Source organism: Streptomyces sp. NPDC026500, assembly GCF_055567635.1.
The window spans coordinates 39077-59004 of the sequence record NZ_JBVHQB010000025.1; the positions used below are offsets into that span (position 1 = coordinate 39077).

Genomic DNA, 19928 nt, shown 5'->3' on the forward strand with positions numbered 1-19928 from the left:
GTCGTGCCCCGGTGCGTCAACCCGTCATCAACCGGCGCGTCAACCAGCGCGTTCGTCCAGGGGCGTTGATCGAGTGACGGCGGAGAACAGCCGTGCCTCGGGATTCGAAGGTGTGCACGAAAAACCCACGATGGAGTGAACTCACGCCAGGTGGCTGACTGTTCACTCTCAGTGCGTAATTCTTTCCGGGTCCCAGGCTTTCTCCTATGGGGGTCCCACCCTTGAACAGCATCAACCACCGCATGCCCGCACGCCGGTTCGCCGTCACCGCGGCCGCCACCGTCCTCGCCGTGGGTCCCACCGCGCTGGCCGGAGCGGGCTCCGCCCACGCGACCGACGACCACGGTCGCGCGAGTGCCGTCGTGCTCCGCACCGGACTTGACGTGTCGCTCCTCAACAAGACCGTGAACGTCCCGCTCGCGGTCTCCCTGAACGACGTGCAGGCACCGCAGAGTGCCGAGAAGACCGCGCTCACCGCCCAGTTGGACGGCGTCGACCACGGACGACCGTTCAGCGTGCTGCGCGCGGACGTCGCCACCGCCGAGGCCACGGTCTCCGCCGGGAAGGCCGAGGGCTCCACCCGCCTCGCGCACGCCGCCGTCCATGTCCCCGGACTGCCGCTGCTGTCGCTGATCGAGGTCCAGGACGTGACCTCGAAGGCGACCTGCGAGGCCGGGAAGAAGCCCGTCGCCACCGCCAACCTGCTGGGATCCGTCACCGTTCTCGGCAAGAAGGCCACGCTGACGACGGGCGGCCCGACGCACGTGAAGGTCCCCGGGGTCGGTGAGGTGCGGCTCGACCTCTCCAAGACCGAGACCACCTCCCGGACGGCCGCCGCGTCCGCGCTCGAACTCAAGGTGTCCATCAACCCGTTGAAGCTGAACGTGGCCGAGGTGGAGGGCACCCTGACACTGGCGAAGGCCACCTGTGAGTCGCCGGCGGCGCCCGTCGCCCAGGAGGCCGCACCGGCAGGCCCCTCCGAAGCCTCCGACCCGGTGGCCGAGGTGACACCGCAGGGCGCTCCCGTGCAGGAAGGGCTCGCGGAGACCGGAGGCAGCTCCATGACGCCGTATCTGGCCGGTGGTGCGGTGGCGCTGCTCGCCGCCGGCGGCGCAGCGGTCGTCCTCTCCCGGCGCCGCCGAGGCTGACGGCCCGCCGGGGTCCCGCCGCCCGGAGCTCAGCAGCAGGGTGCTCCGCCCGGAACCCGCTCCTCGGACGCCGGACGGGCTGAACGGTCTCAGCCCGTCCGGCGTCCGAGGACCAGGCCGTTCAGTCCGAGGAAGAGGTCCGGGGCGGCGGCTCCGGACACGGGCCGGACGGGGGCGGGGGAGGGGAGCGCCGGGGCGGAACCATCCCCGTTCCGCCCCCGCTTCCGCTTATGGTCATCGCCCGGTCCAGCGCCTGCAGGAAGCGGTTGACCGTCGCCCGGTCCCGCACCGCGATCCGCAGCCATTCGTCCCCGAGCCCGGGAAACGTGTCCCCGCGCCGTACCGCGAACCCGAGATCGCGAAGAACCCGGCGCACCCCGGTGGCCCGCGGCAGCCGGACCAGGACGAAGGGGCCCTCCGCCGGCTCCACCACGTGCAGCCCGTCGGAGCAGCCGAACTCCCGCAGCCCCGCCACCAGATGGGCCCGGTCCGTGGCGATCCGCCGCGCCGCGTGCGCCGCCTCCGCGAGCGCCTGCGAGGACATACAGACCTCGGCCGCCGCGAGCGCGGGCGTGGAGACCGGCCAGAGCGGCTGGGCGCGCTCCAGCTGGGCGATCGTCCCGGGATCGGCGAGCACATAGCCGATCCGCAGCCCCGCAAGACCCCACGTCTTCGTGAGACTGCGCAGCACGACCAGTCCGGGCACGTCCGTCCGCCCGGCCAGCGTCTCGCGCTCACCCGGCACCGCGTCCATGAACGCCTCGTCGACCACCAGCACCCGCCCGGGGCGGGCCAGTCCGGCGACGGCCTCCGCCGGATGCAGGACCGACGTCGGATTGGTCGGATTGCCGATCACGACGAGGTCGGCGTCCTCGGGGACAGCGGCCGCGTCGAGCCGGAAGCCGTCCTCCTCGCGCAGCAGGACGCGGCCCACCGTGTGGCCGGCATCCCGCAGCGCGGCCTCCGGCTCCGTGAACTGCGGATGCACGACGACCGGCCGATGTACCTCCAGGGCACGCGCGAGCAGCACGAAGGCCTCGGCCGCGCCCGCCGTGAGCAGCACCCGCTCCACCGGCAGCCCGTGCCGCGCCGCCACCGCGGCCCGCGCGCCCCGTCCGTCCGGGTAGGCCGCGAGCCCCGGCAGCGACGCGGCGATCCGGTCGAGCAACCACGCGGGCGGGGTGTCCGCGCGGACGTTGACGGCGAGATCGGTGAGCTTGGAGCCGTCGTCGCGCACCTCGGCGTCCCCGTGGTGCCGCAGATCGTGCCCGCCCTCGGCGGCCTCTTCAGTGCGCATGGGTATGCGTGTGCCCCCCGTGATGGTGGTGACCGTGTCCGTCGTGGTGGCCGTCGTCGTCCGGGTGGAAGTGCGGCTGCTGGGGGAGCCCCACCTTGTCCTCGAAGCCGGGCAGCGCGATCCGGTAGACGCAGGAGTCGCAGTTCATCCGCAGGTCGCCCTTCACCGCCTCCCGGTAGCGCTCCATGACCAGGTCGAGCAGCTCGGGCTCGGGGCCGATGACCTCGGCGGAGCCCACCTCGACCCGCGGGTGCGCGGACGCCCAGTCCTCCGTCTGCCGCCGCACCCGGTCCGGAAGGATACCGGTGAACAGGAAGTAGGGCAGGACCACGATCCGGCGCGCGCCCAGCTTCACACAGCGGTCGAGACCGGACGGCACATCCGGCGCCGCCAGGGACACGAACGCCGTCTCGACGCCCGCGTACCCCCGGCCCTCCCACAGCAGCCGCGCGGCCTTGTGCACCTCGGCGTTGGCGTCCGGGTCGGTGGACCCGCGGCCCACGAGCAGCACCGTCACCTCGGCCCGCTCCTCGGGGGTCCGGGCGCCGCCGCCGAGGGCGTCGTCAAGGCGTCGCTCCAGCACGGCGAGCAGCGACGGATGCGGGCCCAGCGGACGCCCGTACGTGTACGAGATCCCGGGGTGCCGCTCCTTCTCGCGGGTCAGCGCCGCCGGGATGTCACCCTTGGCGTGCCCGGCGGACACCAGCATCAACGGCACGGCGGCGAACCGCCGTACCCCCTGCCCGACGAGTTCGCTCACGGCGTCGCCCAGCGGCGGCGGCGACAGCTCGATGAACCCTCCGGCGACGGGCAGCTCGGGATGACGGCGCCCCAACTCCCGTACGAAGGAACGGAAGGCCTCGGCTCCGGCCTCGTCCCGGGTGCCGTGTCCGGCGATGAGCAGCGCGGGGGGCGGGGTGGTCACGATGTCTCCTTGGTAGCCGAGGTGGCCTCGGCGGTCGTCGAGGCCCGGTCGGCCCGGGCGGTCTGTGCGGCCCGGTCGGCCCGCACGGTCTTCACGGCCTGGTCGGCCTGCGGAACAGGGTGGTACAGCAGGGCGTTGAGCGCGGCGGCCGCGACCGCCGAACCGCCCTTCTCGGACACGTTGCTGACAGCGGGCAGGCCGCTCGCGCGGAGCGCGGCCTTGGACTCGGCCGCGCCGACGAACCCGACGGGCAGACCGATCACGAGCGCCGGAGCGGCGTCCAGCCGCAGCAACTCCTCCAAGGCGGTGGGCGCGCAGCCGATCACCCACAGCGCGCCGGGCCCGACCTCCTCGTACGCGAGCCGGACCGCGTGCGCCGAACGCGTCAGACCGGGGCCCGACCTGGCGTCCTTGAGACGGCAGACGGTGGCGCGGCGCGTGATGCCCGCGGCCACCATCTCGACGTCCACCACGACGGGCGCCCCGGCGTGCAGCGCCGCGTGCGCCCGCACCAGGACGTCCTCGTCGGTGACGAGATCGCTCGCGTACTCCAGGTCGGCGGCGGAGTGGATCACCCGCTCCACCACCGCGCGCGTCAGCGGCGGAAGGTGCGAGGTGTCCAGGCGGGCGCGCAGCCGCCGGAAGGACTCCTGCTCGATGGGGTGCACGACCCGGTTCCCGGGCAACACCTGGCTCATTCGGCCTCCTCCTGCCAGCGGTAGCCGCGCGGTGTCACCATGCGCCCGGCGATCTCACGGGTCGCCGTGTTGCCCACGGTCACCACGGTCATCATGTCGACGATTCCCGGATCCAGGGACCCCAGCGTCGTGACCCGGCTCGACTCGTCCGGGCGGGAGGCGTTGCGCACCACACCCACCGGCGTCGTCGGCTCACGGTGCTCCGCGAGGATCGCGAGCGCCTTGGGAAGCTGCCAGTCCCGGCCCCGGCTGCGCGGGTTGTAGAAGGTCACGACGATGTCCGCCTCGGCCGCCGCGCGCACCCGGCGCTCGATGACCTCCCACGGCGTGTGCAGGTCGGACAGGCTGATCGACGCATGGTCGTGGCCGAGCGGCGCGCCCAGGATCGCCCCGGCCGCGAGCGCCGCGGTCACCCCCGGCACCCCGACGACGTCGATGTCGTCGGACGCCTCGGCGAGCGCGGGCGACGCCATCGCGTACACCCCCGCGTCGCCGCTGCCGATCAGCGCGACGGCCTGTCCGCGGCGCGCCTCGGCCACCGCCGTGCGCGCCCGCTCCTCCTCCGCGCCGAGCCCCGACTCCAGGATCAGGGTGCCCGGCCGCAGCAGATCGCGGATCTGGTCGACGTACTGGTCGAGCCCGACGAGCACCGCGGCCCGCCGCAGCTCCGCCGTCGCGCGCGGAGTGAGCAGATCGCGGGCTCCGGGACCGAGGCCCACGACGGCGAGCCGCCCGCGGGCCGGCCGGCGCGCCACCGCGCAGGTCGCCATCGCAGGCTGCCCGTCCGTCCGCACCGACTTCCGCTTGGGTACGAGGAGTTCACCCCCGCCCACCAACGCGGCGGCCTCCGCCACGGACGGCGTTCCCACGGCGGCGAGCGGCGCGTCGGACGGGTTCGGGACCGCCACCGCCGCCAGCTCCTCGGCGGTGTACGTGACGACCGGCACCCCGAGCCGCGCGGCGGCCCCGACGATGCCGGGCTCCTCGGACTTGGCGTCGACGGTGGCGAGTTCGGCCACCGACCCGACGGAAAGACCCGCCTCCCGCAGCGCGTCGCCGACGAGCCCGAGGACCTCCTCCACGGGCGCGCCCCGGGAGGCGCCGACACCGACCACGAGGGACGGCGGGCGCAGGACGACCTCCCGCGCGGCCGGTTCCCGGTCGCGGTCGGAGACACGAAGGACGGCGGCGCCCGACCGCGCCGGGCTGCCCACGTTCGGCGGCAGCGCGGGCAGCGGCCACCTCGACTCCGCCTCCAGCACCACCGGTTCGCCGTCCAGCATGGCCCGCGAGACCCCGGCGACATCCCCTTCCACCGGGAAACCCAGGGTGTCGAGACCGGGCACCCCCACCGCGTCGGTCGCCGTCGTCACCACCGGCTCGGCACCGAGCAACTCACCCACCTCGCGGGCGAGTTCGTTCGCCCCGCCCGCGTGGCCGCCGACCAGCGACACGGCGAACCGCCCCGCCTCGTCGACGCACACCACTCCGGGGTCCGACCCCTTGTCCACGAGCAGCGGCGCGACGAGCCGTACGACCGCGCCCGTGGCGAGGAAGCACACCAGCTGGTCGCACTCCGCGAAGGCCCGCCGCACGGCGTCCGTCACGGGCCCGTCGTACACCCGGGTACGCGTGGACCATGCGGCGGCGAGCCGGTCACGGGCCGTCGCGCCCGCCGCCGTGGCGGAAATCAGGCCGATCACTGGGGGACTCCTTCGGTACGGGCCGGAGGCCGGACGCCCCACAGCACAAAGACGGGATTGGTCGCCGCGAGCCGGGAGACGTCGCCCGGCAGCGGGGCGAGCCGCGAGGACTGCAACAGGACGCCGTCGCAGGTGAATCCGGCGGCGGTGAGCGCGTCGCGGGCGGCCGGCACCCGGTCGAGCGAGGCCACGGCGATCACGACGGCCCGCCGGGCCCGGCGCGCGCACGCCGTGACGATGGCGGGCAGTTCACGTCCGCCGCCGCCGATGAACACCGCGTCCGGATCGTCCAGGTCGGACAGCACCGTGGGCGCGGCCCCGTGGACGACCCGCACGTCCACGCCGTGCGCGGCGGCGTTGGCACGGATGCGGTCACAGCCGTCCCGGGTCTTCTCGACCGCCGTCACCGCGGCGCCGAACCGCGCGCACTCGACGGCGACGGAACCGGAGCCCGCGCCGACGTCCCAGACCAGCTCGCCGAGCCGCGGTCCGATCCGGGCCAGCGCCAGCGCCCGTACCTCGAACTTGCTGATCATCGAGTCGCGGTGGGCGAACTCGCTCTCGTCCAGGGCCCATCTGTCGGGCCCGGCAACCGGCCCGGCCACGGTCCGCACGGGAGCCAGGGCCCGCGACTCGTCCAGGCACAGCACGACGCTGACCGCCGTACCCCAGTCGCGGGCCGCGGCCTCGGCGGGCGTGACCCGCTCGACGCGCTCGTGCTCGGGGTCGCCGAGGGCGCTCGCCACGACGAGCACGCGCTGCGCGCCGCGGTGGGTGAGCGCGGCGCCCAGCTCGGCGGGCCCGGACCCCGGACCGGTCAGCACGGCCACCTTGGGCCGCGACCGGCAGACGTGGACGGCCGTACGAAGATCACGCCCGTGCGCGCTGACCACCACCGCGTCGTCCCAGGGCAGCCCGAGCCGGGCGAACGCGGTCGCCACGGACGAGACACCGGGGCGTACGTCCAGCCGCTCGGCCCCGAACCGCTCGGCCAGCGCCCGCACGATCCCGAAGAACCCGGGGTCGCCCGACGCGAGCACCACGACCGGGCCCCCGCGCGCCCCGTCGTCCGCGTACCGCTGGATGCGGTCGAGGGCCGGTGCCAGCGGCCCGAGCACCACCTGTTCCGCCCGCTCCGGCAGCCCGGCCGCCGCCAGATGCCGCCGGGCACCCACGACCAGCCCGGCCCCGGCGAGCACACCCGCCGCGTCCGGGGACAGCGGCGCCCCCGTGCCCGTACCGACGACGGTGATCACCACGGAGCTGTCCGCCGGGACGACGGACTCTCCCTCCGCGCGGATCGGCTCCCCCTCCGCGCCGACGACGTCCACGCTCACGACGCGGGGCCCTGCGCACTGCCCCGGCGCGCCGCGCGCAGCTCGGCCCGCGCCTCGGGGTCGGCCTTGCGGAAGCCGTGGAAGTGACCGGGGTGATAGAGGTGCGAGCGCGTGCCGCTCGCGTCGAGCGCCGGGCCGACCAGGAAGAGGGTGTGCTTCCAGAGCTTGTGTTCCTTGACGGTCTCCTCCAGCGTGCCGATCGTGCACTTCACGATCAGCTCCTCCGGCCAGGTCGCCTGGTAGGCGACCACGACCGGCGTGGTCGTCGGATAGCCGCCCTCCAGCAGCTCCCGCACCAGCTGGCCGCTGCGGGCCGCCGACAGGAACAGCGCCATCGTCGTGCCGTGCTTCGCGAACTCCCGAACCTCCTCCCCGGGCGGCATCGGCGTCTTGCCGCCGCCGAGCCGGGTCAGGATCACCGACTGCGCGACCTCGGGAATCGTCAGCTCGCGCTGTACGAGCGCGGCCACCGCGGAGAACGACGAGACACCCGGCACGATCTCCGTCTCGATGCCGAGCTCGGCGCACCGGTCGACCTGCTCCTGCGTACCGCCCCACAGGGCCGGGTCGCCGGAGTGGATCCGCGCCACCCGCAGGCCCTGCGCGCGGGCCCGCTCGTACACGGCGACGACGTCCTCCAGCGACATCGTCGCGGAGTCGAGGATCTCCGCGCCCTCGCGCGCGTGGTCGAGGACCTCGGCCTGCACCAGGCTCGCCGCCCAGATCACGACGTCGGCGTCGGCGATGGCGCGCGCGGCGCGGAACGTCAGCAGGTCGGCGGCGCCGGGGCCGGCACCGACGAAGGTCACCTTGCCGGTGGGGGCATCGGCCATGGGAATCGGTCCTTTCCTACGAAAAATCGGGGGTGCTGCGAAAGCTTCGGTACGTGCGGGGCCGTCGCCCCAGGTGCGCGAACGGGGGTTGATCGGATAGCAAGGGCCTATGGCGGTCCTCGTCGCGCTCGGCGCGTTCCTGATGACGCTGGCCGGCGGCTGGACGGCGCAGCGCGTGACCGACCGCCGCCATCTGGTCCTCGGCCTGGCCGGCGGCCTGATGCTCGGCGTGGTCGGCCTCGATCTGCTGCCGGAGGCGCTCGCCGCGGCGGGCACCGAGGTGTTCGGCGTACCGGCCGCGCTGCTCCTCTTCGTGGGCGGCTTTCTGCTGGCCCATCTGGTCGAACGCCTGCTCGCCCACCGTCAGGCCGCGCACGGCGGCGAGGAGAACGAAGGACGCGCGCCCGAGGTGGGCCTCACGGCGGCCGCCGCCATGGTCGGCCACAGCGCGATGGACGGCGTCGCGATCGGCGCCGCCTTCCAGGTCGGTGGCGGCATGGGGCTCGCGGTGTCCCTCGCGGTGATCGCCCACGACTTCGCGGACGGCTTCAACACGTACACGATCACGAGCCTGTACGGGAACGCCCGACGCAAGGCCCTGCTCATGCTGTACGCGGACGCGGCGGCCCCCATGCTCGGCGCCGCCTCCACCCTCTTCTTCACCATTCCCGAACGGCTGCTCGGCGGCTACCTCGGCCTCTTCGGCGGCGTACTCCTCTACCTCGCCGCCGCCGAGATCCTCCCGGAGGCACACCACGAACACCCCGCCCGCTCGACCCTGCTGTGCACGGTCGCGGGCGTGGCCTTCATCTGGCTGGTGGTGGGCATCGCGTCCTGAGTCCGAACGGCCCGCCGGGTGGGTGGGGGTCACAGCTTTCCGCCGCGTTTCCCGTCGCGGCGCGCGGGCGCGATGAGCGTCGAGAGGTACGGGAGCGGCTCGCCGTCGAGCTCGCCCGCCGACCGGATCGACTCGTCCTCCAGACCGAGCGCCGCCCCCCAGACGGCGTCGTCGATGCGCCCGCTGTCCCGCAGCGCCTCGGCGACCTCCCGGGCCTGCCGCCCGAACTTGTACGCGACCACCGTGCCGGGCCCGTTCAGCGCGTCCTTGAGCACGGCGGCCCCCGCGGTCACCGGGACGAGCGTGAGCGGCTCGGTCCCCTCGGTGAGGACGGCCCCCGACCGCGCGGCGAGGTCCTGCATGGCGGTGATGCCCGGCACGGTCTCCACGACCGTGCCGGGAGCCAACTCCGCGATGGTGTGCGCGAGATAGGTGAAGGTCGAGTACACGTTGGGGTCGCCGATGGTGGCGAAGGCGACCGTGCCGTGTCGGCCGAGAAGGCCCGCGACCCGCGCACCGGCGGCGTCCCAGGCGGCCTCGCGGCGCCCCCGGTCGCTCCGCTCGTTGAGCGCGAACACGATCCGGACGACCTTCTCCTCGGGCACGTAGTGCAGGACGGTCGCCTCGGCCCGCCCGCGCTCGCCGCCGTCCTTCCCATCCGGCGCAGCCATCACGGGGACGACGACGACCTCAGCGGCGCGCAGGGCGTTGACACCCTTGACGGTCACCAGCTCCGGGTCGCCGGGGCCCACCCCGACTCCGATCAACTTGCTGCTCATGACGTCAGGCACCTCTCGACGAACCGACGGGCCGCACCGGGCTCGGACGCCCAGTGCGTGTGCAGATAACTCGCGTGCACACCGTGTTGCACGAAACCTTCGACGCGCCGCTCGGGGGCGCGCACGCCCCAGGCGGGAGCCGCCCCGGCGCCGGGCTCCACGACGGTCCGGTGGAACTCGTGCCCGCGCATCCGGGTACCGGCCGCGGCCAGCACGCTGTCGCTGAGTGCCACGGCGTCCCGGTAGCCGAGGGTGAGCCGCTCGTCCATCCGGGCCACGGCGTCGATCACCCCGCACATGGGCCGCCCGTCGAGCTCCCGCGCCAGATACAGCAGCCCGGCACACTCGGCCGCGACCGGCGCCCCGCCGAACGCCAGCTCGGCGACGGCCTTGCGCAGCGGCTCGTTGGCGGACAGCTCGGGCGCGTACACCTCGGGGAAGCCGCCGCCGATGACCAACCCGCCGGTCCCTTCGGGCAGTTGCTCGTCGCGAAGCGGATCGAAGGTGACCACCTCGGCCCCGGCGGCGGTGAGCAGCTCGGCATGCTCGGCATAGGAGAACGTGAAGGCGGGACCGCCGGCCACGGCAACTCTCCTCACCCCGGCCGGAGTTCCGTCTTGCACCCCGGCCGGAGTTCGGCCCTCGGAGCCGTCCTGCACCCCGGCCCTCACTCCGTCCTCCAGCCCGTCGGGCGTTCGAGGGAGGGACTGTCCGGGGCGCCGGCCGGGGTCCGGTGAGCCGATCCCCGAGGCGGGGCCGGGGAGGGCCGACGGAGGCGAGGAACGAACCGCCTCGACCGCGTCCCACGCCGCACCCGGCACCGCTCCCGCACCGCGCGCGAGCGCGAACAACGCGTCCAGATCGCATCCGGCGCGCACCTGCGCGGCCATCGCGGCGACCGCCTCGACCGCTTCCGACCGCCGCTCGGCGGCCGGTACCAGCCCCAGATGGCGCGACGGCGTATCGACCTGCGGCGCCCGTCGCAGCACGCCCAGCACCGGTACCCCGGACGCGTCCAGCGCCTCGCGGAGCATGGCCTCGTGGCGCTCGGACCCCACCTTGTTGAGGATCACTCCCGCGACCCGCACCTCGGGGTCCCAGGAGGCGAACCCGTGCACCAGCGCGGCCACGGACCGCGACTGCGAGGACGCGTCGACGACCAGCACCACCGGCGCCCGCAGCAGTTTCGCCACATGCGCCGTGGACGCGAGCTCCCCCTCGCCCGCGGCCCCGTCGTACAGCCCCATCACGCCTTCGACGACCGCGAGATCGCACCCGCGCGCGCCGTGCGCGAACAACGGCCCGATCAACTCGGCGCCGCACAGGTACGCGTCGAGATTCCGTCCCGGGCGCCCGGTGGCGAGCGCGTGGTACCCGGGGTCGATGTAGTCGGGCCCCACCTTGTGCGGGGACACGGTGAGCCCCCGCGAGGCGAAGGCCGCCATCAGCCCCGTGGCGACGGTGGTCTTGCCGCTGCCCGAGGAGGGCGCGGCGATGACCAGCCGGGGAACGGAGGACGTCACCACTCGATGCCCCTCTGGCCCTTCTGGCCGGCGTCCATCGGATGCTTGACCTTGGACATGTCGGTCACGAGATCGGCGAGGTCGACCAGCTTCTCCGGGGCGTTCCGCCCGGTGATCACGACGTGCTGGGTGCCCGGACGGTCCCGCAGCACCGCGACGACCTCGTCGGTGTCGATCCATCCCCAGTGCATCGGATACGCGAACTCGTCGAGCACATACAGCTTGTACGTCTCGGCGGCGAGGTCGCGCTTGACCTGCTCCCAGCCCTCGCGGGCCTTGTCCTCGTTGTCCATCTGCGCGTCGCGCTGGACCCAGGACCAGCCCTCGCCCATCTTGTGCCAGTCGACGGTCCCGCCCTCGCCGGAGGCGCCGAGGACGCGCAGCGCGTTCTCCTCGCCGACCTTCCACTTCGCCGACTTGACGAACTGGAACACCCCGATGGGCCACCCCTGGTTCCAGGCGCGCAGCGCGAGCCCGAACGCGGCGGTGGACTTGCCCTTGCCGATCCCCGTGTGCACGACGACCAGCGGCCTGTTACGACGTTGACGGGTCGTCAGACCGTCGTCCGGTACGACACTCGGCTGTCCCTGCGGCACTACGCGGCCCTCCTCGAAGTCCCCTGCACATCTCGGACGAGTCCGGCGATCGAATCGGCCCGCAGCTCGTCCAGCGTCACCGGCGTGCCGCCCAGCTCCCCCGCGAGCTGCCCGGCGAGCCCCAGCCGTACCGGTCCCGTCTCGCAGTCGACGACCACCGAGGCGATCCCGCCGGCCGCGAACAGCCGGGCCGCGCGCCCGGCCGTGGCGACGGGCTCGGCCCCGCCCGTGGCCCGCCCGTCGGTCACGACGACGACCAGCGGCCGCCGGGCGGCGTCCCGCAGCCGCTCCACCCGCAGCACCTCGTGGGCCCGGAGCAGCCCGGCGGCGAGCGGCGTCCGGCCGCCCGTCGGGAGCGACTCCAGCCGGGCCGCGGCGGCGTCCACCGAGGAGGTGGGCGGCAGCGCGACCTCGGCGGCCGACCCGCGGAAGGTCACCAGACCCACCTTGTCCCGCCGCTGGTACGCGTCGAGCAGCAGCGACAGCACCGCGCCCTTGACCGCGCCCATCCTCTGCCGCGCCGCCATCGACCCTGAGGCGTCCACGACGAAGAGCACGAGGTTGCCCTCCCGGCCCTCGCGCGTCGCCTGCCGCAGATCGTCCCGCCGTACGACGAGACCCCGGCCCGACCGTCCGCGCGCCAGCTGATGCGGGGCGGCGGCCTGCACGGTCGCCGCCAGGTGCAGCTTGGTGAGCGTCCCGCCGGGCCGGCGCGACCCGGTCGTGCGGCCGTGCTCGGTCCGCGCGCGCGAACGCCGCCCGGCCGCGCCCTCGCCCAGTCCGGGCACGCTCAGCGTCTTCGTGCGAAAGGGCTCGGCGGCCCGTACGGGGGACTGCTCGCCACCCTGCCCGGCCGGCGCCTGCCCGTTCTCCGACGGTTCGCCCTGTGCGGGCACGTCGCCGGCCGGGGAGCCGTCGTCCGGTCCGTCCTGCGGCGGCCGCCCGCCACCCCCGGGCCCGTCCGGATCCGGATCCGGCTCGTCGTCCGAGTCCTCGGGTCCGGCGTCCGAGCCCCCGAACTCCTCCAGCGTCTCGTCGAGCTTGTCCTCGTCGATCCCGGGCGCGTCGAAGGGGTTGCGTCGGCGCCGGTGCGGCAGCGCGAGCAGCGCCGCCTGCCGTACGTCCTCGGCGAGCACCTCGGTGCGTCCCGCCCACGCGGCGAGCGCCGTCGCGGTCCGCGCCATCACGATGTCGGCGCGCATACCGTCCACCTCGAAGGCCGCGCAGGTCGCCGCGATCTGCCGCAGCGGCCCGTCGCCGAGCCGCACGGAGGGCAGCAGCGCGCGGGCCGCCACGATCCGGGTCCGCACGGCGGCCTCCTCGTCGGCCCAGCGCGCCGCGAAGGCGTCCGGATCGTCGTCGTGGGCGAGCCTGCGCCGCACGACCTCGACCCGCTGGTCGGGCTCCCGCGAGGCCGCGACCTCGACGGTCAGCCCGAACCGGTCGAGCAACTGCGGCCGCAGCTCGCCCTCTTCGGGATTCATCGTCCCGACGAGCAGGAACCGGGCGGCATGCCGTACGGAGACGCCTTCGCGCTCGACGTACGAGGCGCCCATCGCGGCCGCGTCCAGCAGCAGATCGACCAAGTGGTCGTGCAACAGGTTGACTTCGTCGACGTAGAGGATCCCGCGGTGGGCGTCGGCGAGCAGGCCCGGCTCGAAGGCCTTCACACCCTCCGCGAGCGCCCGCTCGATGTCGAGTGCGCCCACCAGCCGGTCCTCGGAGGCACCGACGGGCAACTCGACCATACGGGCCGGGCGTTGCGTGCCGGTCGCCGCCTCGTGCGGGCCGTCCGGGCACGCCGGGTCGGGAGCGGCGGGGTCACACGAGAAGCGGCACCCGGGAACGACGGCCACCTCCGGCAGCAGCGCCGACAGGGCACGCACGGCCGTGCTCTTCGCGGTGCCCTTCTCGCCGCGCACGAGGACTCCGCCGACCGCCGGACTGACGGCGTTCAGCAACAGCGCGAGCCTCAGGTCGTCCTGGCCGACCACCGCCGTGAACGGGAACGGGGTACTCACTGGTCGTCGCCCTCCAAGTCGCCTTCGAGCTCCAGATAGGTGGCGCGGAGCCGTTCCAGCGTCTCCGCGTCCGGCTCAGCCCACAGTCCGCGGTCGGCGGCTTCGAGGAGCCGCTCGGTGATGCCGCGCAGGGCCCACGGGTTGGACTTCCGCATGAACTCCTGGTTCTCCGGCGAGAACACGTACTCGGACGCCAACTTCTCGTACATCCAGTCGTCCACGACCCCGGCCGTCGCGTCGTAGCCGAAGAGGTAGTCGACGGTCGCCGCCATCTCGAAGGCGCCCTTGTAGCCGTGGCGGCGCATCGCGGCCATCCAGCGCGGGTTGACCACCCGGGCGCGGAACACGCGGTGCGTCTCCTCGCCGAGGGTGCGGGTCTTCACCTGGTCGGGCACGGCGGAGTCGCCGACGTACGCCTCGGGGCTGGCACCCGTCAGATGCCGCACCATGGCGACCATGCCGCCGTGGTACTGGAAGTAGTCGTCGGCGTCGACGAGGTCGTGCTCGCGGGTGTCGACGTTCTTCGCCGCGACCGCGATCCGTCGGAACGCCGTCTCCATGTCGCCGCGCGCCGCGCGCCCGTCGAGCCCGCGCCCGTAGGCGTAGCCGCCCCACACCGCGTACACCTCGGCGAGGTCGGCGTCCGAGCGCCAGTTGCGGGCGTCGATCAGCGGCAGCAGACCGGCGCCGTACGCGCCCGGCTTGGAGCCGAAGATGCGGGCGGTCGCGCGCCGCCGGTCGCCGTGCTCGGCGGTGTCCTCGTCGGCGTGCTTGCGCACGTAGTTCCGGTCGGCGGGCTCGTCCAGCTCGGCGACCGCGCGCACCGCGTCGTCGAGAAGTCCGACGACGTGCGGGAACGCGTCCCGGAAGAAGCCCGAGATGCGGACCGTGACGTCGATGCGCGGACGGCCCAGCTCGTCGAGGGGGACGACCTCGAAGCCGGTGACGCGCCGGGACGCGTCGTCCCACACCGGGCGGCAGCCGAGGAGCGCGAGGATCTCCGCGATGTCGTCGCCCTGGGTGCGCATGGCGGACGTGCCCCACACCGTCAGACCGACGGACGTCGGGTAGGCGCCCGTGTCCTGCAGATACCGCTGGACGAGGGAGTCCGCGAGGGACTGGCCGACCTCCCAACTGAGCCTGGACGGAATGGCCTTGGGGTCGACGGAGTAGAAGTTGCGGCCGGTCGGCAGGACGTTGACGAGCCCGCGCGTCGGCGAACCCGACGGACCGGCCGGGACGTAACCACCGTTCAGTGCCTTGAGGATGTGTCCGATCTCGTCCGTCGTCCGGGCGAGCCGCGGTACGACCTCGCGGGAGGCGAACTCCAGCACCGCGACGGCGTCGGGGAGTTCGACGCCCAGCACCTCACGCACGAGCGCCGGGACGGCGGCCGGGTCCCAGCGGCGCTCCTCCATGCCCAGCGCCGCCCGGCGGCACAGCTGCTCCAGCAGGTCGATCGCGTCGGCCGCCGTACGGGCCGGGCCCTCGACGAGGTCCGTCAGCTCGACGGGCGCCTTCACCGGAGCACCCGGCTCGGCGAGCAACTCCTTCTCCACCAGGCCGAAATGCTCGGCCAGGCAGGCGCGCAGACCGGGCAGCGCGTTCGCCGTGCCGCCCCACACCTGCGAGGCGCGCAGCACGGCGAGCACGAGGTTCACCCGCGGCTCGGCCTCCGGACCGCCGCCCAGGATGTGCAGGCCGTCGCGGATCTGCACGTCCTTGATCTCGCACAGATAGCCGTCGATGTGCATCACGAACTCGTCGAAGTCGCCGTCGTCCGGCTGCTCGTCGACGTGCAGGTCGTGATGGAGTTCGGCCGCCTTGACGAGCGTCCAGATCTGCGCGCGGACCGCCGGGGCCTTCGTGGGGTCCAGGTCGGAGACGAGCGCGTACTCGTCGAGGAGCTGCTCCAGCTTCGCGAGGTCCCCGTAGGTGTCGGCGCGCGCCATCGGCGGCACGAGGTGGTCGACGACGGTGGCGTGCCCGCGGCGCTTGGCCTGCGTGCCCTCACCGGGGTCGTTGACGATGAACGGGTAGACCAGGGGGAGTTCGCCGAGGACGGCGTCGGGCGCGCAGCCGCCGCTGAGCCCGAGCCCCTTGCCCGGCAGCCACTCCATCGTGCCGTGCTTGCCCATGTGCACGACTGCGTCGGCGCCGAAGCTGTTCTCCAGCCAGCGGTAGGCGGCCATGTAGTGGTGCGAGGGCGGCATGTCGGGGTCGTGGTAGATCGCGATCGGGTTCTCGCCGAAGCCGCGCGGCGGCTGGATCATCACCACGACGTTCCCGAACTGCAGGCACGCGAGCACGATGTCGTCGCCGTCGACGTAGAGCGAGCCCGGCGGCTCGCCCCAGGCCTCCAGCATGCCCTCGCGCAGCTTGGGGTCGAGCGTCTCGAACCACGCCCGGTAGTCGGCGAGCGGCACGCGCGCCGGGGCGGCGGCGAGCTGCTCCTCGGTCAGCCACTCGACGTCGTGACCGCCGGCGGCGATGAGCCGGTGGATCAACTCGTCGCCGTTGTCCGGGTATTCGGTGAGGGCGTAGCCCGCGTCCCGGAGCGCGTCGAGCACCCGTACGGCGGAGGCGGGTGTGTCGAGGCCGACCGCGTTGCCGACCCGCGAGTGCTTGGTCGGGTAGGCGGTGAAGACGATCCCGAGCTTCTTCTCCGCGTTCGGCTTGTGCTTCAACAGGGCGTGCCGCAGGGCGATTCCGGCGACCCGCGCGGCCCGCTCGGGGTCGGCGACGTACACCGGGACGTCGTCGGGACCCTGCTCCTTGAAGGAGAACGGCACGGTGATGAGCCGGCCGTCGAACTCCGGGATCGCGACCTGCATCGCCGCGTCCATGGGGGACAGGGCCGCGTCGGAGGCGTCCCAGGCACTCTTCGACGAGGTCAGGCAGAGCCCCTGGAGCACCGGGATGTCGAGGTCGGCGAGCGCCCCGATGTCCCAGGCCTCCTCGTCGCCGCCCGCGGACGCCTCCGAGGCATGGGTGCCGCCCGCCGCGAGGACGGTGGCGACGAGCGTGTCGGCCCGGCCCAGGATCTCGTACAGGCCCGGGTCGGCTCCACGCAGCGAACCGCAGTACACGGCGAGGGCGTTGGCGCCGCGCGCCTCGATCGCCTCGCACAGCGTGTCCACGAACGCGGTGTTCCCGGACAGTTCGTGGGCCCGGTAGAACAGCACCCCGACGGTCGGCCTGCCCTCGACGAAGGCGCGCTCGCCATGGACGCCGAACTCCGCGGTCTTGTGCGGCTCCTCGAAGCCCTCACCCGTCAGCAGCACGGTGTCCGAGAGGAACCGGGCCAGCTCGGCGAGGTTGGCCGGGCCGCCCTCGACGAGATAGCGCAGCGCCTCCGCGACGACCCCCGCGGGCACCGACGACTCGGCCATCAGCTCGGCGTCCGGGACGGACTCGCCGCCGAGCAGCACGGTCGGGATGCCGGACGCCTTCAGAAAGGCCAGCCCGTCCTCCCAGGCCCGCTTGCCACCGAGCAGCCGTACGACGGCCACGTCCGCGCCCTCGACGAGCGCGGGGAGTTCGCCCGTGACGTCCACCCGGGTCGGATTGCCGATCCGGTAGGCGGTGCCACTGGCGCGGGCCGCCAGCAGATCCGTGTCGGCGGTCGACAACAACAACACTGTGCTCATGCGGGTGCTCCCGGTGGAATGAAGGGCAGTCCTTGCGGCGCGCCGGACTCGATGAGCCGCCACAGCGCGTCCGTGTCCGCGTGTTCCTCGATCAGGTCGCCGAGCCGGTCCAGCTGCTCCTCGCGCAGCGCCGCGAACGACGTGTCGGCCGCCGGTACGAAGCGGCGGCCCGCGGCGGCGGCCACCTCGCGCAGAAAGGCCCGCCGGAAACCGTCCGACTCCAGCGAGCCGTGCCAGTGCGTGCCCCAGACGGCGCCGGCCCGGCACCCGTCCAGGCTGTGTCCGTGGGCATCGGAGATGAACGCCTCGCCGCCGGTGACCTCGGCGACGCCGTGGTGGATCTCGTAGCCCTCGACGTGCTCGCCGAGGGCCTCGCCGACCGGCCGTGTCAGCGTCTTCTCCCTCGCGAACCGCACGCGGACGGGCAGGAGTCCGAGCCCGTCGACATGACCGGCGCGCGACTCGACCTCGTCCTCGATGTGCTCGCCGAGGAGCTGGTAGCCGCCGCAGATGCCGAGGACGGGCCGTCCTTCCGCCGCCCGGCGTGCGATCGCGTCCGCGAGGCCGCGCTCGCGCAGCCACGCCAGCGCCTTCACCGTGCCCCGGGTCCCGGGCACGACGACCAGGTCCGCGTCGGCCAGTTCCTCGGCCCGGTCCACGAATCGCACGACGACGCCCGGTTCGGCGGCCAGCGCGTCCACGTCGGTGAAGTTGGACATCAGCGGGACCGCGCACACGGCGACCCGCAGGATGTCCGCGCCCACGGGGGAGGAGACCGCCGACTCCCGGACCGCCCCGCGCAGCGAGACACGCAGTCCGTCCTCCTCGTCGATGCCCAGACCGTGCTGGAAGGGCAGGACGCCGTAGGAGCGCCGCCCGGTGAGGCCGTGCAGCATGTCGAGCCCGGGCTCCAGCAGGCTGACGTCACCCCGGAACTTGTTGACGAGGAACCCGGCGACGAGCGCCTGGTCCTCGGCCGACAACAGGGCGACCGTCCCGAAGAACGAGGCGAACACACCGCCCCGGTCGATGTCGCCGACGACGAGCATGGGAAGCCCCGCGTTGCGCGCCACCCCCATGTTCACGATGTCGGTGCGCCGCAGATTGATCTCGGCCGGGCTGCCGGCCCCCTCACAGATCACCGCGTCATACGTGCCCCGCAACTGGGCGAGACAGTCGAGCACGGTCCCGAGGAGTGCTTCCTGGCGCCCTCCACGCAGCCGTTCGCCGGGGGCCCCGGCGCCCGACAACGGCTCCGCCGCGGGCCCGGACGTCCCGAAGAACCCGCGCGCGCTCATCTCGCCCACCGGCCTGCCCATCAGGACGACCTGACTGGTGCGGTCGCTGCCCGGCTTGAGCAGCACGGGATTCATCAGCGCGGTCGGCTCCACGCGGGCGGCCTGGGCCTGCATGGCCTGGGCCCGTCCGATCTCGGCGCCCTCGCGCGTCACGAAGGAGTTGAGGGACATGTTCTGCGCCTTGAAGGGTGCGACCTTGACGCCCTGGCGCACCAGCCACCGGCAGATCCCGGCGGTCACGACGCTCTTGCCCGCGTCGGAGGTGGTCCCGGCGATCAGCAGCCCGCCACTCATGCGGTGCGCTCCTTCCTGGTGGTCAGAACCGTGAGCAGCACCCGTCCGGCGGCGCTCACGCCGAGCGCGAGCCAGCCGACGCGCCGGGAGAGCCGTACGGCCCGTTCGATGTCGTGGATGTGGACGGCGCGCCCCGCGTCATTGAGCACGGGCCGGTGCTCGACCCGTCCCCCGTACGAGAGGGTGCCGCCGAGCCGTACGCCCAGCGCGCCCGCGAACGAGGCTTCCACGGGCCCGGCGTTGGGGCTCGGATGCTTGCGGGCGTCCGCGCGCCAGGCGCGCACGGCGCCGCGCGGGTCGGACCCGGCCGCGGCCGCGAGGACGGCGGTCAGCCGGGCTCCCGGCCAGCCGGCGACGTCGTCGAGCCGGGCGGAGGCCCAGCCGTAGCGCCGGTAGCGGGGGGACTTGTGCCCGACCATGGCGTCGAGCGTGTTCACGGCGCGGAAGGCGACGAGTCCGGGCACCCCGGCGACGGCGCCCCAGACCAGAGCGCCCACGACGGCGTCGGAGGTGTTCTCGGCGACGGACTCGACGACGGCCCGCGCGACGCCGTCGGCGTCCAGCGCCTGCGGATCGCGCCCGCACAGATGCGGCAGCCGCTCCCGGGCCGTGTCGATGTCACCGGCCGCGAGCGCGCCGCCGACCGCCCGCGCCTCACGGCCGAGGGAGGTTCCTCCGACGACGGCCCAGGTGGCGGCGGCGGTCAGGGCGACGGAAGCGGTGCGTGAGGTGCGTACGGAACGACCGGCGAGCGCGGCGAGTCCGGTGGCACCGCCCACGCAGACGGCGGTGTGCAGGGCGCCCCACCCGCGGTGGTCACGCCACAGGGTCCGCTCCACGGCCGCGGCGGCCCGCCCGAACGCGGCGACCGGATGCCCCCGGCGGGGATCGCCGAGCAGCAGGTCGCCGAGGAGGCCGGCGGCGGCGCCGTACGCGAAGACGCGATCGGCACGCACGGGGTCAGCCCGCGATGCGGTGGAGTGGAACC

15 protein-coding genes are annotated in these 19928 nt (G+C 73.9%); 2 read left to right on the forward strand and 13 right to left on the reverse strand.

Features of this window, described 5'->3' with window-relative positions; all coding sequences use genetic code 11:
• The first annotated feature begins 221 nt into the window (after nucleotides 1–221).
• Nucleotides 222–1148, forward strand: coding sequence for an SCO1860 family LAETG-anchored protein (locus tag ACZ4N5_RS34545; RefSeq protein WP_467760981.1), 927 nt, complete (start codon nucleotides 222–224; stop codon nucleotides 1146–1148).
• A gap of 121 nt (nucleotides 1149–1269) precedes the next feature.
• Here ACZ4N5_RS34545 and cobC read toward each other — a convergent pair whose 3' ends face one another.
• The 6 genes from cobC to cobM form a co-directional block, all read right to left on the reverse strand.
• On the reverse strand, nucleotides 1270–2445 hold the full coding sequence (cobC, locus tag ACZ4N5_RS34550) for an Rv2231c family pyridoxal phosphate-dependent protein CobC (protein ID WP_467760982.1): 1176 nt from the start codon (nucleotides 2443–2445) through the stop codon (nucleotides 1270–1272).
• Entirely contained in the window at nucleotides 2435–3370 is a 936-nt protein-coding gene (locus ACZ4N5_RS34555; protein WP_467760983.1) for a sirohydrochlorin chelatase, read from the reverse strand. Before ACZ4N5_RS34555 ends, cobC begins: the two co-directional genes overlap by 11 nt.
• On the reverse strand, nucleotides 3367–4068 hold the full coding sequence (locus ACZ4N5_RS34560; protein WP_467760984.1) for a precorrin-8X methylmutase: 702 nt from the start codon (nucleotides 4066–4068) through the stop codon (nucleotides 3367–3369). Before ACZ4N5_RS34560 ends, ACZ4N5_RS34555 begins: the two co-directional genes overlap by 4 nt.
• Entirely contained in the window at nucleotides 4065–5771 is a 1707-nt protein-coding gene (gene cobJ / locus ACZ4N5_RS34565; RefSeq protein WP_467760985.1) for a precorrin-3B C(17)-methyltransferase, read from the reverse strand. The genes ACZ4N5_RS34560 and cobJ overlap by 4 nt, the downstream gene beginning before the upstream one ends.
• A complete protein-coding gene (cbiE, locus tag ACZ4N5_RS34570) occupies nucleotides 5768–7027 on the reverse strand; it encodes a precorrin-6y C5,15-methyltransferase (decarboxylating) subunit CbiE (protein WP_467761058.1) in 1260 nt (419 codons plus the stop codon). The genes cobJ and cbiE overlap by 4 nt, the downstream gene beginning before the upstream one ends.
• A 77-nt stretch (nucleotides 7028–7104) precedes the next feature.
• Nucleotides 7105–7941 carry a precorrin-4 C(11)-methyltransferase gene (gene cobM, locus ACZ4N5_RS34575; RefSeq protein WP_467760986.1) on the reverse strand — a complete coding sequence of 279 codons (837 nt, stop codon included), beginning with the start codon at nucleotides 7939–7941 and terminating at the stop codon, nucleotides 7105–7107.
• Nucleotides 7942–8050: 109 nt separating this feature from the next.
• Between cobM and ACZ4N5_RS34580 the strand changes: the two genes are divergently transcribed.
• Nucleotides 8051–8779 carry a ZIP family metal transporter gene (locus ACZ4N5_RS34580; protein ID WP_467760987.1) on the forward strand — a complete coding sequence of 243 codons (729 nt, stop codon included), beginning with the start codon at nucleotides 8051–8053 and terminating at the stop codon, nucleotides 8777–8779.
• Nucleotides 8780–8808: 29 nt separating this feature from the next.
• Here ACZ4N5_RS34580 and cobI read toward each other — a convergent pair whose 3' ends face one another.
• The 7 genes from cobI to ACZ4N5_RS34615 are packed head-to-tail and all read right to left on the reverse strand — an operon-like array spanning nucleotide 8809 to nucleotide 19896.
• Nucleotides 8809–9558: a precorrin-2 C(20)-methyltransferase gene (gene cobI / locus ACZ4N5_RS34585; RefSeq protein ID WP_467760988.1), complete on the reverse strand. Its 750-nt coding sequence runs from the start codon at nucleotides 9556–9558 to the stop codon at nucleotides 8809–8811.
• Nucleotides 9555–11081 carry a cobyrinate a,c-diamide synthase gene (locus ACZ4N5_RS34590; RefSeq protein ID WP_467760989.1) on the reverse strand — a complete coding sequence of 509 codons (1527 nt, stop codon included), beginning with the start codon at nucleotides 11079–11081 and terminating at the stop codon, nucleotides 9555–9557. Before ACZ4N5_RS34590 ends, cobI begins: the two co-directional genes overlap by 4 nt.
• Nucleotides 11078–11677: a cob(I)yrinic acid a,c-diamide adenosyltransferase gene (gene cobO / locus ACZ4N5_RS34595; RefSeq protein WP_467760990.1), complete on the reverse strand. Its 600-nt coding sequence runs from the start codon at nucleotides 11675–11677 to the stop codon at nucleotides 11078–11080. The genes ACZ4N5_RS34590 and cobO overlap by 4 nt, the downstream gene beginning before the upstream one ends.
• Entirely contained in the window at nucleotides 11677–13698 is a 2022-nt protein-coding gene (locus tag ACZ4N5_RS34600; RefSeq protein WP_467760991.1) for a putative cobaltochelatase, read from the reverse strand. Before ACZ4N5_RS34600 ends, cobO begins: the two co-directional genes overlap by 1 nt.
• Entirely contained in the window at nucleotides 13695–17348 is a 3654-nt protein-coding gene (gene cobN, locus ACZ4N5_RS34605) for a cobaltochelatase subunit CobN (protein WP_467760992.1), read from the reverse strand. The genes ACZ4N5_RS34600 and cobN overlap by 4 nt, the downstream gene beginning before the upstream one ends.
• On the reverse strand, nucleotides 17345–18940 hold the full coding sequence (locus ACZ4N5_RS34610) for a cobyric acid synthase (protein WP_467760993.1): 1596 nt from the start codon (nucleotides 18938–18940) through the stop codon (nucleotides 17345–17347). The genes cobN and ACZ4N5_RS34610 overlap by 4 nt, the downstream gene beginning before the upstream one ends.
• Nucleotides 18937–19896, reverse strand: a complete 960-nt coding sequence (locus ACZ4N5_RS34615) for a cobalamin biosynthesis protein (protein WP_467760994.1) — start codon at nucleotides 19894–19896, stop codon at nucleotides 18937–18939. The genes ACZ4N5_RS34610 and ACZ4N5_RS34615 overlap by 4 nt, the downstream gene beginning before the upstream one ends.
• Nucleotides 19897–19928: the final 32 nt, after the last annotated feature.

Bases quoted from the DNA above. Each gene is read 5' to 3' on its own strand.
- cobC (WP_467760982.1), bottom strand. From the start codon at position 2,445: ATGCGCACTGAAGAGGCCGCCGAGGGCGGGCACGATCTGCGGCACCAC.
- ACZ4N5_RS34560 (WP_467760984.1), bottom strand. From the start codon at position 4,068: ATGAGCCAGGTGTTGCCCGGGAACCGGGTCGTGCACCCCATCGAGCAG.
- cobM (WP_467760986.1), bottom strand. From the start codon at position 7,941: ATGGCCGATGCCCCCACCGGCAAGGTGACCTTCGTCGGTGCCGGCCCC.
- ACZ4N5_RS34580 (WP_467760987.1), top strand. From the start codon at position 8,051: ATGGCGGTCCTCGTCGCGCTCGGCGCGTTCCTGATGACGCTGGCCGGC.
- cobI (WP_467760988.1), bottom strand. From the start codon at position 9,558: ATGAGCAGCAAGTTGATCGGAGTCGGGGTGGGCCCCGGCGACCCGGAG.
- cobN (WP_467760992.1), bottom strand. From the start codon at position 17,348: ATGAGCACAGTGTTGTTGTTGTCGACCGCCGACACGGATCTGCTGGCG.
- ACZ4N5_RS34610 (WP_467760993.1), bottom strand. From the start codon at position 18,940: ATGAGTGGCGGGCTGCTGATCGCCGGGACCACCTCCGACGCGGGCAAG.